The sequence below is a fragment of the Pseudobacteriovorax antillogorgiicola genome, assembly GCF_900177345.1.
Classification (GTDB): Bacteria; Bdellovibrionota_B; Oligoflexia; order Oligoflexales; family Oligoflexaceae; genus Pseudobacteriovorax; species Pseudobacteriovorax antillogorgiicola.
In genome coordinates this window covers 90,703-107,300 of sequence record NZ_FWZT01000006.1, presented here as the reverse complement: position 1 = coordinate 107,300, position 16,598 = coordinate 90,703, and the positions used below count along the sequence as shown (strand labels likewise).

Sequence of the window (16,598 nt, the reverse complement as noted above, 5' to 3'; positions counted from 1 at the left end):
CGCTGTACGGGAGTACTATCTCCTCAATCATTCCTCGACGCCTAGCTGAGAATCCAATGTGACTAAGCACTAGTGAGCGCGGATGTCCGGGCTCGTGATGAAAATTCGAATGGTTTCGCTAGTCATATTTGCTACACGATCCTTGGCGAAGACCTTGAATTCGTAGAGTCCCGGCTCAGTCAAAGGGATCATAGCTTCTTTTAGGACGATAGCGGCTTTGTTGTTTAGACTGTAGGTTATGCTATCAATACCTGAATGATCGTCGGATGCACCCAGAAATAGAGACGTATTTGTAGGGTATACATCTAGACTCTTGCCTTGGTGTTCTCGATCTCCAATCGGAGAAGACGAAAAACGATGGAAGATCTTGGGCTTTTTATCATCCAGAAATAGATCGATTTTACGATTGGGGCTCATATTATTTACAAAGTCAAGTCCCTTAAATTCCACAGTAAATGAGCCATCATCATCAAACCTAAGGGGTGACTTGTATTCTACGTAGTCTTCGTTATTAATGGTATATTCTATTTTCTTTAGGCCGGATTCCTTATCTTCTCCGTTGAGTACTAATTTTGACTGGGGAGCAACATAGTAAAGGCTCCCATTTTGATAAACAGGACCTTGTATCAAGAAAGAAACAGTGGGACGCCCGCGATCCACAAATAGTGATTTAAACGTTTTACTAGCCTGGTTGCCTACCTTGTCTTCGCCTAGGACATCAATAGAGAAAAAGCCGTTCTTTGGCGGTGGAGAAAAGGGATTTTGGTAAGGCTGGCGAGCACTGCCATCCAGAGCATACTCTACCCGGTCTACACCAGAGACGTTGTCAGATGACTTAAGAGCGATTTTGGTTCTTTGGGAAATATAGTCAGTACGACCTTTCTGGGTATGATCTTGGTTGAATACTAAATCGTGTAAAGGAGCAAGAGTGTCCACAAAGAAGTTTGTTGTCACCTTGTCTTCCCGGTTTTGAACCTGGTCAATGGAATAGTAACTTAAGGTATAAGCACCCATTTTAAGGGTTTTCAAGTTTAACGGGGTTCGAAAAACCCCCTGTTGCACAGGTTTTTTCTTTTGGTCAGTAATCTGAAAATCGATGCGACTCACAAGAGACTCTTCATCAGTAGAGCCGATATTGATCTTCGAAAGCTGCGACAGTACCATCTGTTTATCGCTTTTCACTGCATTGACGAACTTATGAACTGATTTCGGTGGTGTGGTGTCGACCTCGAAGATTTTTACCCCTAAATCGGATGTGTTGCCGACCCTATCTCTTGCGAAATACTGAAGGCGATACTTGCCTTGCTTTTCAACTGCGATCGGTTTTTCGTATTCCTGAACAGCCTCCTGATTGAGTCGGTAGTATATCTTATGGAGGCCAGATTCACGATCCGAGGCTGAAAGAGATATTGATAAACCTTTGCCGAAGATTTTCCGGTTTTCGTGAGTCATAGAGTTCGCTTTACTGAAAGATATATCTATCGAAGGCGCTTTTTTATCCACATAAAAGGGAAAAGTAAAGATCCGTTTGCCATCTCGGAGTGTGAACTTATGGGGACCATGTTCACTCAAAAAAATCGGTTCTTTATTCTTGGGGTCTTTCTGATGGCCAAGAGTGTGAGCTTGCTTTTCCTGAGTGCCTGCTTGGATGAGAAAATTTAAAGGCATTGAAGCATGTATAAAAAACTGCCCAGAAGAATCTACGTAGGTACCAGGCGTGTCTCGTAAAAATTGTTCTTTCTTATCACTACCTTCTGCAACAATCGGAGTCAGGAGGCAAAGATTCGCAATCAAAAGCTTCATAAAGTTTCCAGCTGTTGTTTCGCCTTTGTTCGTGATCGACCCCGGTCTCAGCAACTTTAGAAAGATATCCTTGTTTATTCGTAACGTTGTCATAGAAGGAATTTTCTGCTGATTTCACCTAACATCGTTTTTAAGTAGGATATAAGTCAATTCATGAATTTCTGTAGCTGTTTCATTGCTCAATTCTAAATTGTTCACAGCTAAGATCATCTTACTATTGGTATTAGTTCATTCTCCTTCGGTTGGCCGAGGAACAGCCGAATAGAGGTGTGAGGTAACGATGTCTAAATTAGAGGAGTAAGTGCTATGACAAAACTTGGTAGATTGTTTGAGACAATTCAAACAACCGGTCACGATATAATCGACAGCAAGCAAGAACCAAGGTTATTTGAGTATAATCAGGATCTTCATTCTTGGGTACGAGTCGAATCAGAAGTCGACGGACTCGGGGAGCCGCGAGATGAGTTCATGGTTATCGATAAGGATCAGGATGGGTATTGGTTCGCCTGGTAAGCCTTTACAATTAATATAATTGTTTCCGTGCAATAGAAAAGGCATCTCCTTGGGGTGCCTTTCTTACTATTCGGGAACGTATAAACTATCCTACTAACTTTCCGATAGGCAAGGAGAACTGAGTGCCGTCTCTTGGAGTGAGTCATGAGTTTAGCGGAAGACTATCTACAATTTCAAAAAGAACTCATCGATACCTTTTTGGCTGAATCCTCCGAGCATCTTGAGGCCGTTGAGCAGCAATTGAATCAATGGAAAATCAATCAATCGGATGATGCAATTAGTGACATATTCAGGCGAGTCCATTCTATGAAGGGTGGTTCAGCCACGTGTGGCTTTATGAGCTTCTCAGAGTCCATTCACCTGTTTGAAGATGTGTTAAAAGGTATTGCAGAAGGGAATATTGCCTACACCGAGAACCTAGTCGACGATGTTTTCCAGTGTTTTGACCATCTAACCGATGCTGTGCAGGAGCTTCTTGACAATGGTGAAAGCCAGAGTGATCTTAACATTCCACCAATAATATCAAAGTATGCCCCCGTCAAGTCAGGTGAAGCTCCCAAGCAAGAGGAGTCACCACCACTAGCAGTGGAACAAGACGAGTCAGAAGGGGGGCTGCGGGATCAACTTGAAACATTCGATCGCCCGCCTTGCGTTCTTCTTTGTGAAGATGACGATGGGTTCAGTTCCATGATCGAACGAATTCTGAAGAAAGAAGGCTTGAAAACGGTTCTTGCGCCCTCTGGGGAGGCTGGTTTAGACATGTTTAAGCAGGGAGGTATAGACTTTGTCATCACCGACTATCATCTTGGTGGTATCACCGGTATCGACTTGCTAGAGAACATTCGTAATTTAAACCCGACAGTCCCTGTTATGGTTATTTCGGGACAAGCGGGCATCAACGACCTAGCGCGGGAAATGCTTCGCCACGATGCCTGTTACTTCATTAGTAAGCCTGTCAGTGTAAACGTTCTCCGTTTAGGGGTGAGGCAGGCGATTAAATTTTACTACACCCAAAAAACCTTAGAAGATGTGTGCGCAGAAAATTTCCGCACCTTTATTGGCTGCCGAAAGCTCGCCTTCGGCAATCTAGAACAAGAAAAGAAGCGTCAGGTGGAAACCGATGTGGAAGCCTCTATGAATCGCTTCGTGCGATTGATAGAGCGGGTTAGAAAAGTGCTATCATGGTCACGCTGAACGCGGATGCAGCTTAATCGCTGCAACTGGATTCATCGAACGCTTGCCAATGAAAATCCCACACACTTGCATCTACAGGGTGTTGACGCTGATACGAATCAATATAAGCAATCCTCTCCTGATGACTTGGATGGGTTGAGATAAATTTCAAAACTTTATCATACCAAGCTTCCTCGCCTCCCATCTCATCTTCCAAACTTCTAAAAAACTGAGCCATGGGACGATGATCAAAACCAGATTCATCCAACAAGCTAAGTGCGACATGATCCGCCTCGGCTTCTGCTTCGCGAGAGAACTTATTCTGAACAAGATTGCTAATCATCGTAGGGTCGATTACTAGCCCTCCAGTGTAGTCCCCAATAAGGATACTGAGAGTTCCTGAAAGCGCTGTACCCCGAATATATTCTCCAAGTACATGCCTCTTTTTAAGGTGGCCAATTTCATGAGCCATGACCCCTGCAACTTGCTCCTTCGGGCTATCCAATAAACCCTTTGTAACTACTATCCTGCCACCAGGAAGAGCAAAAGCATTGACCATGTCCCAGTTTACAATGGAGACTTTTATCTGCTGCTGCCAAGTTCGGTCACTTCCAGCTAGTAAAAGCCGATTTTTAAGGGTCTCAAGGCTTTTTAAGGCTTCAGGGTCTTCGCAATAGCTATCTTCTATAGCTCGCATCACAAAATCATCAAAGATCTGCTGTTCGATTTCAAATGGAACCTGGGTCGCTGTCCAATAAGACAGGGGCGTCAAGGCCTGATAAAAAAGTAGCAAGGCGATCAAACTCGCTGAACTAAGGCCCAAGAACATGAGCCACGCTCTTTTGCCCTTTGCCTTATAGGTTCCTAAATAACCCAGCTCTTGAAGCTGTTTGACTAGTATTGAATGCCGTACGATTAAGAACTGACCATCTTGATTTAAGAGATCGATTCGCACGGTATCCTCACCGAGATCTTCGATTGCTAAGTCCGACTTATAGTAGCGGTGGCCTGATTCTTGATGCAGCATGTGCAGGCTTTCAGGCTCAAAACGAAGGCTCACCTGATGAGCCTTCGCCGTTTTGCCATCGAAAAATTCCCCTTGCAGTCTCGTTCTAAATAGATCTTGCAAGCTTAAAATACTCCCATATCAACATCAAAAACATCCGAGCCTGCATCACCAGAGGCATCGCCTCCAGATGATTTGACCATCATGGTCTCGTCGTAATTAATATTTCCGACTAAAGAGATATGTTTCAGGAAGTAGGCATTGATAAAAGTTTTGATCCATGGTGCAGCAACTCCAAGGGTTAGAATAGTACCTAGTAGAGAAAGCAGCATGACACCAAGGAGGCCCAAGCCCGTTATTGAAGTTTCTAATCGTGCATCATCAATGCGAACATGTCGTAATCGATATCTTAGCTTTCTAACTATCGCCCATGGCGTGTAGAGATACGCGGTGAATATCATACCTAGGATATTAGTGATGGAGATTATCCATTCGTCTTTGGCCTTACCATCTTGATGGAAAGGTTTGTCCCCATAACGTGTCGCTCGGATTAAGCCCTGTGCGAGTTGGAATTGCAACACAGGGATGTAGAGCCCCAGGCTCAAGACGCTAAAGAGGAAGTTCTTATAAAACAATCGGATAATACTTTTCTGTTGTGAAGCATCCACCCGGAAGGACACTCCCCGCAGCTTGGTACGACTCATAACATAGCGATGAGAGCCAAACGCTAGGTAAGGCAAGGCCCAAAGAAATAATAGAAAGAAACCAAAACCGATGATGCCATTGAGCATGGTGTGAGACCGTGTCGCGACGTTCAGGATCACGAACGAGACGTAAACCCCAAGAACCTTCAGGTAACCAATAAAGATTTCCTTTCCCGTACCGGTGAATTGAAATCTGTGACCATCAAGGGATGTATGAGACCATAGGTATTTACGAAGCGCTGTTTTGCCCCAAGGATAATACAAGCCGATGGTGATTAGGGTTAGAAATACGTTCTTTAAAATCAGAAGACCAAGTTCTGATCCTGTGCCATGATACTTAAAATTCGACTGTTGCATGGATGGTGGTGTTGTGTCTTCTCTAACAACTGCATTAGCATGAGTCTCGTGCATTACTGAAGCCCTCTGTTTGATGATTCAACTGCTTATTACGACCGGTATAAGACCAAAATATTGCGAAATAATTTTTCCTATCGGATCTTGGGCTGGTTTCGGAAGCTGAACTGAATTCCTGGCTTATCATGACTTGATAGGGGAGGGTATTTTTTAGGTAAGACTGGGAAGGGGAAGCCCCCCTAAAAAGTCCCAAGCTGGGGGCGATCCATCTTCCGCTGCAATGCGCTTTCATTCTTACCTACTATCCGCCACATCTCGTGGGATGCTTGATCCAACATAATTGCCGTGGGTAATGATTGAACATTAAAGTAGGCTTGTAATTCATTCTTGTCGTCAGCGATCACGGGATATCGGATCCCGAGCTTAGCCACAGTTGATTGCAGCTCTTCAGGAGTCATGTCGTCGAGGTTGATACTCAACAAATTCAGCTTAGGCCTGCTTTCCACATATTCATTCAGAGTCGGGATCTCATCCAGACACGGTTTGCACCAAGATGCCCAAAAAACAAGGAGTGTTTGCTGTCCCTTTCCTAATTCACGGCGCTTGCCATCAAGGTCGGTGAAGCTCAGGTTTTCATATTGGAGCCGTGAGGGTGGTGATTCTGGGGGAGCAATGACATCAGGGTTGTACTTGAAGAAACCTGGAACGAAACGGCGCATCATAACCATTTTTCGTCCCAGAGATGTCCAAGCTAAGTACAGCTCATCTTTAAAGCTAACAAGTTGGGGGATGCCTGATTTGTGGCTTAAGTTGATTGCTGCCAGCTCGAATAGCGGCCCTTCTTGCCCTGCTACTGATATGGGCTTAGACCAAATCCGCCCTTTGCCCATCTCATTGGGACCGACCCACGTGAGGAGGCCGAACTCATCGTTCAAGGGTGCTAGGCCCAGACGCCCTCTTTGGGAATCAAGGGTTTCAATAGGTCCGTAGGTTTCAAACGGTCCTCCATCCTTTTTCCAAGCAAGCAAGATCGAGGGAGACCCATTCACTTCTGTATACCAAGCTAGGCCCAGGTGTTTACCAACCCGGCTTAACGCGGGGCCATTCATCGGGCAAGATTCGGTAATCCATTTCGGTTGCTCTATTGGAAACCTTTCTAACTCATAGTTACTTCCTAAAGCGGCCACTGTTATGGTTCGATTTTCATCTTTGCCACGATCCCGATAGGCAATGATGAGATTACCGTCATTTTCGGTGTAAATCCCAAGAGGGCAGCAATCACAGACCCGTCGGTCCAAGACAATTTTCTTTTGATCCTTTAAGTTGCTGGCTACAAGTTGAGTCTGATTCTCGCCACCCTCCAGCCAGAGTACTATCAGTTCACCCTTGTGGGAGGCTAGCTTAGCAAAGCCCAATTCACCGTGGGTGCTGTGGTTCGTTTTCCAGCCTAGCTCGTGCCACTCTTGGCCGTCCCTCGAAGTTACGAACTGAAACCGACGCTGCTTGGCCTTACCGCTTAGAAAAACTCCATAGTAGCTACCAGCAAAATAAGTGAAATGAGGCTGATCAAGCCAGTTGATTTGTAGCCCAGAGCTGCTTGGTATAGCTACCGGTTGTTGCCAGATGCCATCATCCAGGCGACTGAACTTCAAAGTACTATTTTCTATCCACCAAATGAAAAGTTTATCTTGGCTGTGATGAACCTGAATATGTTTAGATTCTAGCTGTGCCGGTAGGTTTACCAGGCTTGGTAGTTCACTAGTTTTCGGAATGTTCAGATATTTGGGTAGCTCTAAAGCCAAATAGATGAGGGGAATGGATAAGATCGCTACAAACACGCTTTTCATGATTCATAGATCCAATATGTAAATATGGTATGTCGCTGCCATCTTCAATCTATCACAGAATTTTCTTGTGGTTAAGGCTGGCCATTCGATGCGCCCGCGACTGAATTCGATTGAAGTTCTGCCGCGGGCCATTAAGCACACATTGTGAGGAAAAATCAATATATCTGATTCCTAAGCGGGGGCAAAGCCCCTTAGCCTTTAGCATTATTGAACTGCCACAGAGCAACCATAAGTGGAGGTTTTCGGAACCGCTCTAAACTGGAGACTGAGGATTTTCAATCACTTCAGAACTTTCCACGGGCATATTTTCTATCTTTGGTAGTAGGTCCTTCTTCATCACCTTGAGCTTTTTCCAGCTGGTTTTGATCTTAGAGTAGGCTTCCCTCGGCTCCAGTTTACCTCCCGATTCAAGGGCACATAAGATCTCAACTTCTTTAGCAAAAAGCTGAAGCTTCTTCTCGAAGAGATTCATTTTGTCGCGGTTTGACAGTAAATCGTACATCTTGCCTCCCTAGGTGGTTGTGGAGGAATCTCCATTTGTTTCCGGTCACGAAAACACACTTCAAAAATGACAGGTGTGTGACCGTCTTCCTTGGCGCTAGGCCAACGAGACCAGCATATCACAGAATTTTAAGAAATGGCTATATCTTAAAAATAATGCATCAGTTCAATCAGGTCCATGACTTATTCAGCTGGATCTAGGGAAGCGGTAGCTAGAGCAAAGCGTTAAGAACAGTTTTAATTCCTTGAGTTCGCAGCTAGGACTCTTTTTAATCCCTTGAAAATACCTTAGAATAAAGGGGATGGCCCTGGCAGATGGTGGATCTCATGGAACTGGAAATCAGTCGTCGGAACGTTCTTGCGATCAGCAACGACAATCAGAACAAAAATTTCATACGCAAAGCGCTTGCCATGGCAAACTACAAGGTGAGTTTTATTTCCAGTATGATGGAGGTGGGCGACGCTATTTTTCAGTTTAAACCTGCTGGTTTGGTTCACGATTGGGCTGCCGTAGATGAGGGGCAAGCCAGGCATTTTCATCTCAAATTTACTCAGAAAGAAATTGGGCGTGGTGTGGTCAGAATCATTCTCGTCCCTGAAGTAACCACTGAGATGATCGTTTTTAGCTACGATGCTATGGTGGAAAAGGTGATGAGCTATTCTAATGCTGCTTTGAACCTTGGCTCTGAGCTCGATCAACTTTACTATAAGCAAGACTCCACCGATATTCCTAACCTTCTCACTAGAATTCGCTTCTCGGGTCAATATTCTCAGCAAGACATTGATAATGAAATCATGGATGCCATAAAAAAGTATCCTAACGAAACCAACGTTCAGTTAGAATTCGGAGCCCTGTGCCTTCGCGAGGAGGAGTATGATAAGTCAGCCCATTACTCCCGCGATGTGCTTCATAAGGAGCCACACAACGTTAGAGCAATGAATCTGTTGTCCCGTAGTCTTATGAAACAGGGCAACTTAGAGCATGCCACTCAAATTTTAGAGAAGGCTAATATACTCAGTCCAAAGAACCCAGATCGCTTGTTACTATTGGGCGATGCGTTCTATGGTAAGGGTGATGTGACCAAGGCGCTTTCCTATTACCAGCAAGCTAAGTCTTCCGATTCGGACGTTGCTCTTGAAGCCGATCGACGATCCGGTCAGGTGATGCTCGAAGATGGGCAGTTGGAGTCAGCACTGTCTCTGTTTAAATCGAGTTTATCAGAAGAAGAATCAGCTAGCATTTTTAACAATGTAGCCGTTTCCAAAGTGCAAGAGGGCGAGATGGAAACCGCCTTGGAGCTATACAAAACGGCATTAAAAGCTCTAAAAACTGATCGCTACAAGGTTCAGGTCTTTTTTAATATTTCCCTTTGCTACTATAAAATGCGCGATCACGAGAGCGCTCAAAAGTTCATTCGAAAATGTCTACGTATCGACCCTAAATTTGAGAAAGCTAATTCTCTCGCTAAAAAACTCAAGGTTGTTGCTTAGGGGTATTCCTGCTTCTTTATTCGCAAACGATTCCATATTATTTTTTAATCCCAATGAAGTTTTAGCTAGCTAACTTTCATGAAACGGTATGCTATTCTGTTTATACATAGGATCTTGACATAGACGTATGTCTCAGGAACGCGAAATTGAATATTGGAAAAGATCAAAATTTAGTGAAAACCATTGTTGATGCGATGCCAGCAGCGATCATTATCGTCGATTCTTCAGGCAGCATCAGATTTGTCAACGACACCACTCTTAACCTTTTCGGCTACCAAGAAGGGGAGTTAGATGGCAGGAAAGTTGAAATACTCGTTCCTATTGCTCCTCGAAAGCATCAGCAATATGTAAAGAACTACTTGGCGGCGCCTCGAAAACGCCGGATGGGTGGTAACCGGGATCTTGTAGGAAAGACTAAAGAAGGCCAAGATATTGCTATTGAGGTTGGTCTGACGCCTCTAGAGTATGAAAATGAGCTGTATGTGATTGCCTGCGCTGTTGATATATCAGAGCGTGTAGCCCAAATGAATCTTAAGGAAAAATACCTACAGTCGATTGAAGAAATGAATGTTGAGCTACACAGAAGCAATCAGGATCTGAGTGAGTTTGCCTATATAGCATCCCATGATTTGCAGTCTCCCTTAAGATCTATCGAGCATCTTGTGACTTGGATAAAGGAAGACTTAGAAAACCCAAATGAAGATGTACAAAAAAACCTAGCTACCCTGGAGTCCAGAGTTCAGCGCATGAAAGCTTTGCTCAGTGACCTACTCCAGTACTCTAGGGTAAGTCGGATGGACGATTCAATCGTGGAAGTACCCTGCCAAAGCCTTGTCGAGGAGATTATTGAAAGCTTAGACAAGCCCTCTGAATACAAGATAAAAATTGATGGCTCACTGCCAAGTTTTCAAACAGCTCGGGCACCCCTGGATCTTGTGCTGCGAAATCTTATTGGCAACGCCATCAGGCACCGGGATAAGGACGATGGGCAGCTGTGTGTTTCATGTAGAAAAGAGGGCTCTTTCTACTACTTCACCGTCAGTGACAATGGTAAAGGAATCGCAAGCCAGTTCCACGAAAAAGTATTTCAACTATTTCAAACCCTACAGTCTCGTGATGAGATAGAGGGCACTGGCATTGGGCTCGCCATCGTGCAAAAGGCTGTCAATCGGTTTGGTGGAGAGGTCACGCTAGTTTCCGAAGAAGGCAAAGGGGCAAGCTTCACATTTTCATGGCCCACCTCTATAAAAGGTTTGAAAAAGGAGGCCGGCTAGGTGGCTAAACCAAAGACAATACTTGTAGTTGATGATGACAAGGTCGACCGGGAATTTGTCCTGCGGTCTCTGCGTAAGAGAAATGTGCTTACTCCAACAGTCGAGGCTAGTGACGGACTTGAGGCACTAGAAATTCTTCGGGCAAAGCATCATTCCAAAAGTGTGGGTATGCCAGTTCTGGTACTCTTAGATATTAGAATGCCAAAAATGAGTGGCTTAGAGTTCCTGCAAGAGGTTCGCGCTGACAGAAAGCTTGAAAACACAATTATATTTATTCTTACAACCTCTGAACGAGAAGAAGAAATTACCCAAGCCTATGACCTTAAAGTAAATGGCTATATTACCAAAGACAATGCGGGATCTATGTTTGATGACTTGGTCACGCTGATTGATTCGTACCTGAAAATCGTAGAATTTCCTCTGCTCAAGAGATAGATGGGTTTCATTTTTAGAGTCGAAAAGCTGTAATTTCCGTGGCAATTCACCTTAAAGATGGGCTTTCCAGCGGCCATTATAAAACGGTTGATCTTCACCCATAATGCATCGATAAGGCCTTCTTTGTCGAGACAGCCCGCTAACGCGGAACCACCACACAGATAAATATCTATTTTGCTATCCATATGTTCATAAGCTCTTTGTCCTGCTTACGAAGTGCTCGCAAAGAGCCGTAGAAAATCTACCTGATTCGACTTCTATAGGTAAATAAAGTAATAATTACATCGACATAAAAGGTATAACTCGCTACTCTGTTCCAACCAGTGAGTTTGAAAGAGCCACCGCGCACATATCTTAGCTGCTGATATCTTTAATAAATAAGTTGGCCCATGATTTGAATTAGTCTAGCTGAGAAGCTGTTGATACACTGCAGGAGCGATAAATGAGCTACGGAATTAGTTTACTTCTAATGTTAAGTTTTTCCCTATTAGCATCATGCTATAAACCCACCTCAATTCCTAAATACGGAGTCAGATCTAGCGATAGTAAGGAACCTCGTGGTGAGGCTCAGGGCCAAGAGCGTGACTTCCAAGATAGCTCCGACAAAGAACGAGGTGAAGATCGCTCTGACAATGACTTTGATCAAGATCGAGATATCGACAACGACGAGACCGATGATCCAGGCAATGACAGTGATTCCCAAAATGGTGAGACGTCGCTTAACGAATTGGTAAATCCCATTCCTTCAAATTGCGGTAGCTCCCCAAGTGTAGCTAATGACGATTTAGTGGCTTTTTCAGGGGAGAGCTTCACAGAAGTTTCCAGAGAAGAATTACAATTTCCTAGTGGTTGGCGTCTGGATGATGTTTGGAGTAGTGGTGAAGTGGAAAAAGTTGAGATGGATGGCATCAACTATATTGCATATGTCAATGGCGGTATTTTTCAAGGTTTTAGGTTAACCTTCCCCACAGATGAAGACTCAGCCGGCACATTCAAGGACTCTATATATAATGCTCCGGTTCCAAAACCATTTATTCGTAACTTTACGGCCAGTGGAGTCACCATTGTTGCTAAACAAGAAAAGCCCAATCAAGGCTCACCTGCAGACTGGGGTTTAAGATGGGTTAAGCCTGGAGAGTTTCCCGGCGCTGGTGGTGCCCCGACGACAACTTGGTTGAAAGAAGGCGGCACCGATCAGCTTAAGCTTGAGTCAGATTGTAAAGTCTTCGATCTTAAATTGCCTGAGAGCGCGGATACATCAACGGTTTTTAACTGGATCACGTGGGAGATGAAGGGTTCCTGGGGAGGAGCAGACAAAGCTCTGATTAGCCACATTATTTTCAGAGACTTCTCTTGGGAGTAATGCCCAAGAGAAACCGCTAGCAGATCGAGAAATTAATTAGAAGGCAAGGGTATATTTGCCCGTGCCGCCAACAAGACCAAACTCTTCCTAAAATAGTCATTCATCCTCATGCTCAGACCATGCCCATGTCCATTATCGCGAGCAATGATAGTATTTCAGTCTTAAGCTATCGATAAGTATGAAGTTTCATTTACTTCTAGGTTGTCTTGTCTTTCTAATCGCAGACGTAATCACATAAAATTCTTATCATTTTCTTGCCTGGTTGATGGAATTAATATTGCAAAAAACCTTACAGCTTAAATGCGAGGAGATAAACATCAAACATTGTGAGTTGGAGGAGATATGAAGCTGATCGATCGAAGCTACAAAGACGTCTTGGCCTTTGTGCTGCTTATAGTTCTCTCGGGTGGAATTGTGGCATGTGATGAGTTTTCAAAAAAACTATCCAGAAAAGGTTCTGACAACGCAGATGATTCTACACACGGTAGTGTCATAAGTCATTCCCATTCAAAAACATCAGAAAAGCCTCATCGAAAGGTCATTTCCTACTATATTGAAAACAGTGCTGAGCCTGAGTCCAAGAATTTCAAAATTAACCGGGATAAGCGTGACTACCCTATTTCTGCTGTACCCGGTAAGAAGATCACCCACTTAAATTATTCTTTTCTTATACCAGGAAAGGTCGGTGATAATTACGAGTGCGTATCTCTTGATGAGCAGCCCTTGTTGACCGAAGATCTAAAGGTTAAAACCGACTTGGAAGCTAGCCAGATCACCCTAAAGAACTTAAAGTACATCTCCAAACGAAAGGACGATCCTGATCATCCGTTATGGGATGTAAAGGTATCGATTGCCATTGGCGGCTGGGATGGGTCGAAGTACTTTGGAGTAGCAGCGACGGAAAAATATCGCGACCACTTCGTCAAGTCTTGTGTCTCGATTGTGAAGCACTACGGACTGGACGGTCTTGATATCGACTGGGAATATCCAGTAGCCGGAGGTCGGGATGACAATTATCGTATGGAAAATGATCAGCTAGTCTATACGGAAAGGTTAGAAGGAGTCCCTCAGGAGAAAGAGCTTTTCGTTGATCTGATCAAACTATTTAGAACTGAGCTAGATAAATTAGAAAAGCCCCAATTACTAACCATTGCAACACCGATTTATACTGGCCCCGAACAAGCCTATGATCGCGAGTTTAATAAACTAGAAAACTACGATTTTCCGGCGATTATTGAAGTGCTCGATTGGATCAATATCATGACTTATGATGCTATGGGCGCCTGGGATTATTTTCGCTTCCAGAAAGTTCCCGATGGGAGTTTTTGGAGTACCCAAGACTATCATGATGGTAGATCAATAGACTCCATTCTTGGTGCGAAAGATGGCAAACGCCTCAACCGGTGGGCCGCCCATATTGGTCATCAGTCGCCGCTTTACCCAATGAAAAAAGAGCCCAGCGAGTTTTGGGATAGCTCAGTTAATTACCTCAATGTTGACGAGACCGTGAAGCGTTACTTGAGCATCATAGGAGAACTGAACAGCCAAAAGCTAGTGGTCGGCATCCCTTTCTACGGCAGAGGGTGGGCGGAAGTTCCCAATAACAGCAAAGTGTTCTCAAAGGATAATGAATTCTTCAAGAATGGTGAGGGTGAATTCTCGTTTGAATTCAACTGCGATTTTGATATTACTGCTGACGCACAGGATACTGGTAAATGGTTGACCGCCGATTTTTCTTTTCTTCAGGCTTACCCAGTCAATGGTCAGCCCCTTTTAGAAACATGTATTAGTGCTGGAGTTCCCAGAACGTTGGACTATAGCGTTTATCAGGGAAACCCCGAATCTTATGGTGGTTATATGAATTCACCAGGAACATACGAAGCGGGTGCTTATGACAGCGCTCATGTTCGCTATCTCATTGCTCAAGGACAGTTATCGGAGTATTTTGATACGAAAGCTATGGTACCGTTCGCCTATGGGGAGACTGTTGTGGATCAATATGGTGACAAGCAGTCTGAAACTAAAGGTTTGTTTATTTCATACGAAAACGAACGATCCGTGGCGGCCAAGGCTGACTTTGTTCTAAAAAATAAGTTAGGAGGAGTCATGTTCTGGGTTCTCGATGCAGACTATGACTATGAGAAGAAAGACTACCCTCTGTTAAATGCTATCAATGGAGTCTTTGCCAAAGAGAATTAGATTTCTACCAGGGGGTGCAAACCCCCAAATCATCCACCCCTAAAGAATTCGAACTGTCCTCCGATTAATGTCTTGAAAGACCCAGGATAAAGGGTCAGAATCAAGGAAAAGTTACTATCAACCAAGCTAAATTAGCACCCCAAACGCTAACCCTAGCCGACATACACTCCAACAGTTGAAGGCAAGATCGCTGCATATTTATGCATAAATATGTCAATTTGATTGATGCGTAACGCAATGATCTTGCCAGCCCACTTGATAGCATCTATTGTTGCCCATCCGAGTTTAGACCCGAAAAATGGGGCTGCTTGGCAATAGATTAGGGTAGCAAGGAACAACTATAAACAGCTGTGGAAGGTAAAGATGACCAACACCAGTAAAGAGCATTCTCCAGAAGGGGCGAAGGCGTTCATCGAACTAATCGCTAAGAAAATTCCAGATCCCATTATTATATTTATCTGGTTTCTCGTCTTAGCCTTTCTGCTAACCGCTTTTATTGGGGGCCTTAGTTTCGAAACTGTGAGCGCTGATGGCACTGCTATAAAACACACTATTAAAGACATGACAGAAGCCGAACACGTTCGGTGGTTTTTCGACAATGCTCTACTCAAAAACTGGTTAGGATTCGGAAACGGCGTGATGGGTGTCATTTTGATAGTCATGCTAGGGGTTGGCGTATCAGAAAGTTCGGGTCTACTCACAGCGTTGATAAAAAAGCTCGGCACCAAAATTCACGATCGTTTTCTGGCTCCAGCGCTTATTTTCCTCGGAATTATGAGTTCTATCGCGACGGATGCTGGCTACCTTGTTCTTATTCCCCTTGCCGGGATGCTCTATGCGGGCCTTGGAAAAAACCCTTTGATTGGTATGGCCGCAGCATTTGCGGGAGTGTCCGCTGGGTTTAGTGCAAACTTAATTCCGGCAACGCCAGTCGATGTTATTTTGGGGGTCAATGCGAAGATTTTTGCAGACGCTCAGTCAGTTCCATTCACAAATGCCGCCGGTGAAGCGCTTTCTCCACCTACAATGCACTACTACTTCATCGTTGCATCAACCTTCTTGCTGGTAGCGTTAGGTGCTTGGGTAACGAAAAAATTTGTCGAACCAAAGCTATCTCATAGTTCTTTCATTCTGCCCGAGCAAATCGACTTTTCTGACTTCAAAGTGAGTGACGCTGAAAAAAAAGGCCTTAAGGCTTCGCTCGTTGGCTTGCTTGTGGCTTTAGCCATTGTATTAGCCCTGGCGCTAGGGCCACTTGCACCATATGTTGATAGTTCCGGGCGCACCGTGACGCCATACTTAAACAACGTTATCTTACTTATTGCTTTGGTATTTACGATCGTAGGTGCTTTTTTTGGATTCGCTACCAAAAAATTTAAGAACTTGATGGATGTCGTCTTAGCCATGGTCAATCAGATGAACACCATGGGCTACATCTTAGTTCTGACATTTTTCTGTTACAACTTTTTAGGTATCCTAGGTTACTCTGGATTAGGAACTTATATAACCTATCTTGGTGCGAGCTTCCTTGGGGCCTTAGGCTTGCAAGAGTTCCCGGTCTTGTTGGTGATTGGCTTCGTACTTATCACATCGGTCATCAACATTTTTGTTGGTGGATTGACTTCAAAGTGGATGCTCCTTGGGCCTATTTTTATTCCCATGCTTTATCAAGTAAACTCGCAGATGACTCCAGACTTAGTCACTGCTGCCTATCGTGTCGCTGACTCATCTACCAACATCATTACACCGATGATGTCCTATGCAGGGGTTATTCTGGCGTTTATGCGAAAGTATAAGCCTGAACTCACATTAGGCGATATGATGGTTATGATGGTGCCTTACTCGATTAGCTTCCTAGTTGCTTGGACAGCACTCCTAGTGGCCTTCTTCAGCTTTGGCATTCCATTTGGTTTTTAGTGGTGGAGTCGTCGTCGA

At 44.2% G+C, this 16,598-nt stretch carries 13 protein-coding genes; 8 read left to right on the top strand and 5 right to left on the bottom strand.

Going from position 1 to position 16,598, the window contains the following annotated elements:
* Positions 1-69: 69 nt before the first annotated feature.
* A complete protein-coding gene (locus B9N89_RS09810) occupies positions 70-1,803 on the bottom strand; it encodes an OmpL47-type beta-barrel domain-containing protein (RefSeq protein WP_132317953.1) in 1,734 nt (577 codons plus the stop codon).
* A gap of 306 nt (positions 1,804-2,109) precedes the next feature.
* On the opposite strand from B9N89_RS09810, the gene B9N89_RS09805 reads away from it, so the two are divergent.
* Positions 2,110-2,316, top strand: coding sequence for a hypothetical protein (locus tag B9N89_RS09805; protein WP_132317955.1), 207 nt, complete (start codon positions 2,110-2,112; stop codon positions 2,314-2,316).
* Between the two features lie 144 nt (positions 2,317-2,460).
* Entirely contained in the window at positions 2,461-3,510 is a 1,050-nt protein-coding gene (locus tag B9N89_RS09800) for a response regulator (protein WP_132317957.1), read from the top strand.
* A 13-nt stretch (positions 3,511-3,523) separates the two neighbouring features.
* Here the strand turns inward: B9N89_RS09800 and B9N89_RS09795 are convergent, their stop codons facing one another.
* From B9N89_RS09795 to B9N89_RS09780, 4 genes are all read right to left on the bottom strand, one after another.
* Positions 3,524-4,618 carry a M48 family metallopeptidase gene (locus tag B9N89_RS09795; RefSeq protein WP_132317959.1) on the bottom strand — a complete coding sequence of 365 codons (1,095 nt, stop codon included), beginning with the start codon at positions 4,616-4,618 and terminating at the stop codon, positions 3,524-3,526.
* A 2-nt stretch (positions 4,619-4,620) separates the two neighbouring features.
* Positions 4,621-5,610, bottom strand: a complete 990-nt coding sequence (locus B9N89_RS09790) for a YjgN family protein (protein WP_132317961.1) — start codon at positions 5,608-5,610, stop codon at positions 4,621-4,623.
* Between the two features lie 182 nt (positions 5,611-5,792).
* A complete protein-coding gene (locus tag B9N89_RS09785; protein ID WP_132317963.1) occupies positions 5,793-7,400 on the bottom strand; it encodes a TlpA family protein disulfide reductase in 1,608 nt (535 codons plus the stop codon).
* 253 nt (positions 7,401-7,653) lie between these two features.
* On the bottom strand, positions 7,654-7,902 hold the full coding sequence (locus B9N89_RS09780; RefSeq protein WP_132317965.1) for a DUF7219 family protein: 249 nt from the start codon (positions 7,900-7,902) through the stop codon (positions 7,654-7,656).
* A gap of 326 nt (positions 7,903-8,228) precedes the next feature.
* On the opposite strand from B9N89_RS09780, the gene B9N89_RS09775 reads away from it, so the two are divergent.
* From B9N89_RS09775 to B9N89_RS09750, 6 genes are all read left to right on the top strand, one after another.
* Positions 8,229-9,392, top strand: a complete 1,164-nt coding sequence (locus tag B9N89_RS09775; RefSeq protein ID WP_159455275.1) for a tetratricopeptide repeat protein — start codon at positions 8,229-8,231, stop codon at positions 9,390-9,392.
* Positions 9,393-9,538: 146 nt separating this feature from the next.
* A complete protein-coding gene (locus tag B9N89_RS09770; protein WP_132317969.1) occupies positions 9,539-10,666 on the top strand; it encodes a sensor histidine kinase in 1,128 nt (375 codons plus the stop codon).
* Positions 10,667-11,101, top strand: coding sequence for a response regulator (locus tag B9N89_RS09765; RefSeq protein WP_132317971.1), 435 nt, complete (start codon positions 10,667-10,669; stop codon positions 11,099-11,101).
* A 442-nt stretch (positions 11,102-11,543) separates the two neighbouring features.
* Positions 11,544-12,464 (top strand): hypothetical protein, encoded by a 921-nt coding sequence (locus tag B9N89_RS09760; protein WP_132317973.1) that lies wholly within the window; start codon positions 11,544-11,546, stop codon positions 12,462-12,464.
* Between the two features lie 342 nt (positions 12,465-12,806).
* On the top strand, positions 12,807-14,663 hold the full coding sequence (locus tag B9N89_RS09755) for a glycoside hydrolase family 18 protein (protein ID WP_132317975.1): 1,857 nt from the start codon (positions 12,807-12,809) through the stop codon (positions 14,661-14,663).
* Between the two features lie 363 nt (positions 14,664-15,026).
* On the top strand, positions 15,027-16,580 hold the full coding sequence (locus B9N89_RS09750; protein ID WP_132317977.1) for an AbgT family transporter: 1,554 nt from the start codon (positions 15,027-15,029) through the stop codon (positions 16,578-16,580).
* Positions 16,581-16,598 lie beyond the last annotated feature (18 nt).

Excerpts from the sequence above, each read along its gene's own strand:
- B9N89_RS09750 (WP_132317977.1), top strand. The coding sequence starts at position 15,027 with ATGACCAACACCAGTAAAGAGCATTCTCCAGAAGGGGCGAAGGCGTTC.
- B9N89_RS09760 (WP_132317973.1), top strand. The coding sequence starts at position 11,544 with ATGAGCTACGGAATTAGTTTACTTCTAATGTTAAGTTTTTCCCTATTA.
- B9N89_RS09785 (WP_132317963.1), bottom strand. The coding sequence starts at position 7,400 with ATGAAAAGCGTGTTTGTAGCGATCTTATCCATTCCCCTCATCTATTTG.
- B9N89_RS09780 (WP_132317965.1), bottom strand. The coding sequence starts at position 7,902 with ATGTACGATTTACTGTCAAACCGCGACAAAATGAATCTCTTCGAGAAG.
- B9N89_RS09790 (WP_132317961.1), bottom strand. The coding sequence starts at position 5,610 with ATGCACGAGACTCATGCTAATGCAGTTGTTAGAGAAGACACAACACCA.
- B9N89_RS09775 (WP_159455275.1), top strand. The coding sequence starts at position 8,229 with ATGGAACTGGAAATCAGTCGTCGGAACGTTCTTGCGATCAGCAACGAC.
- B9N89_RS09755 (WP_132317975.1), top strand. The coding sequence starts at position 12,807 with ATGAAGCTGATCGATCGAAGCTACAAAGACGTCTTGGCCTTTGTGCTG.
- B9N89_RS09810 (WP_132317953.1), bottom strand. The coding sequence starts at position 1,803 with ATGAAGCTTTTGATTGCGAATCTTTGCCTCCTGACTCCGATTGTTGCA.
- B9N89_RS09800 (WP_132317957.1), top strand. The coding sequence starts at position 2,461 with ATGAGTTTAGCGGAAGACTATCTACAATTTCAAAAAGAACTCATCGAT.
- B9N89_RS09805 (WP_132317955.1), top strand. The coding sequence starts at position 2,110 with ATGACAAAACTTGGTAGATTGTTTGAGACAATTCAAACAACCGGTCAC.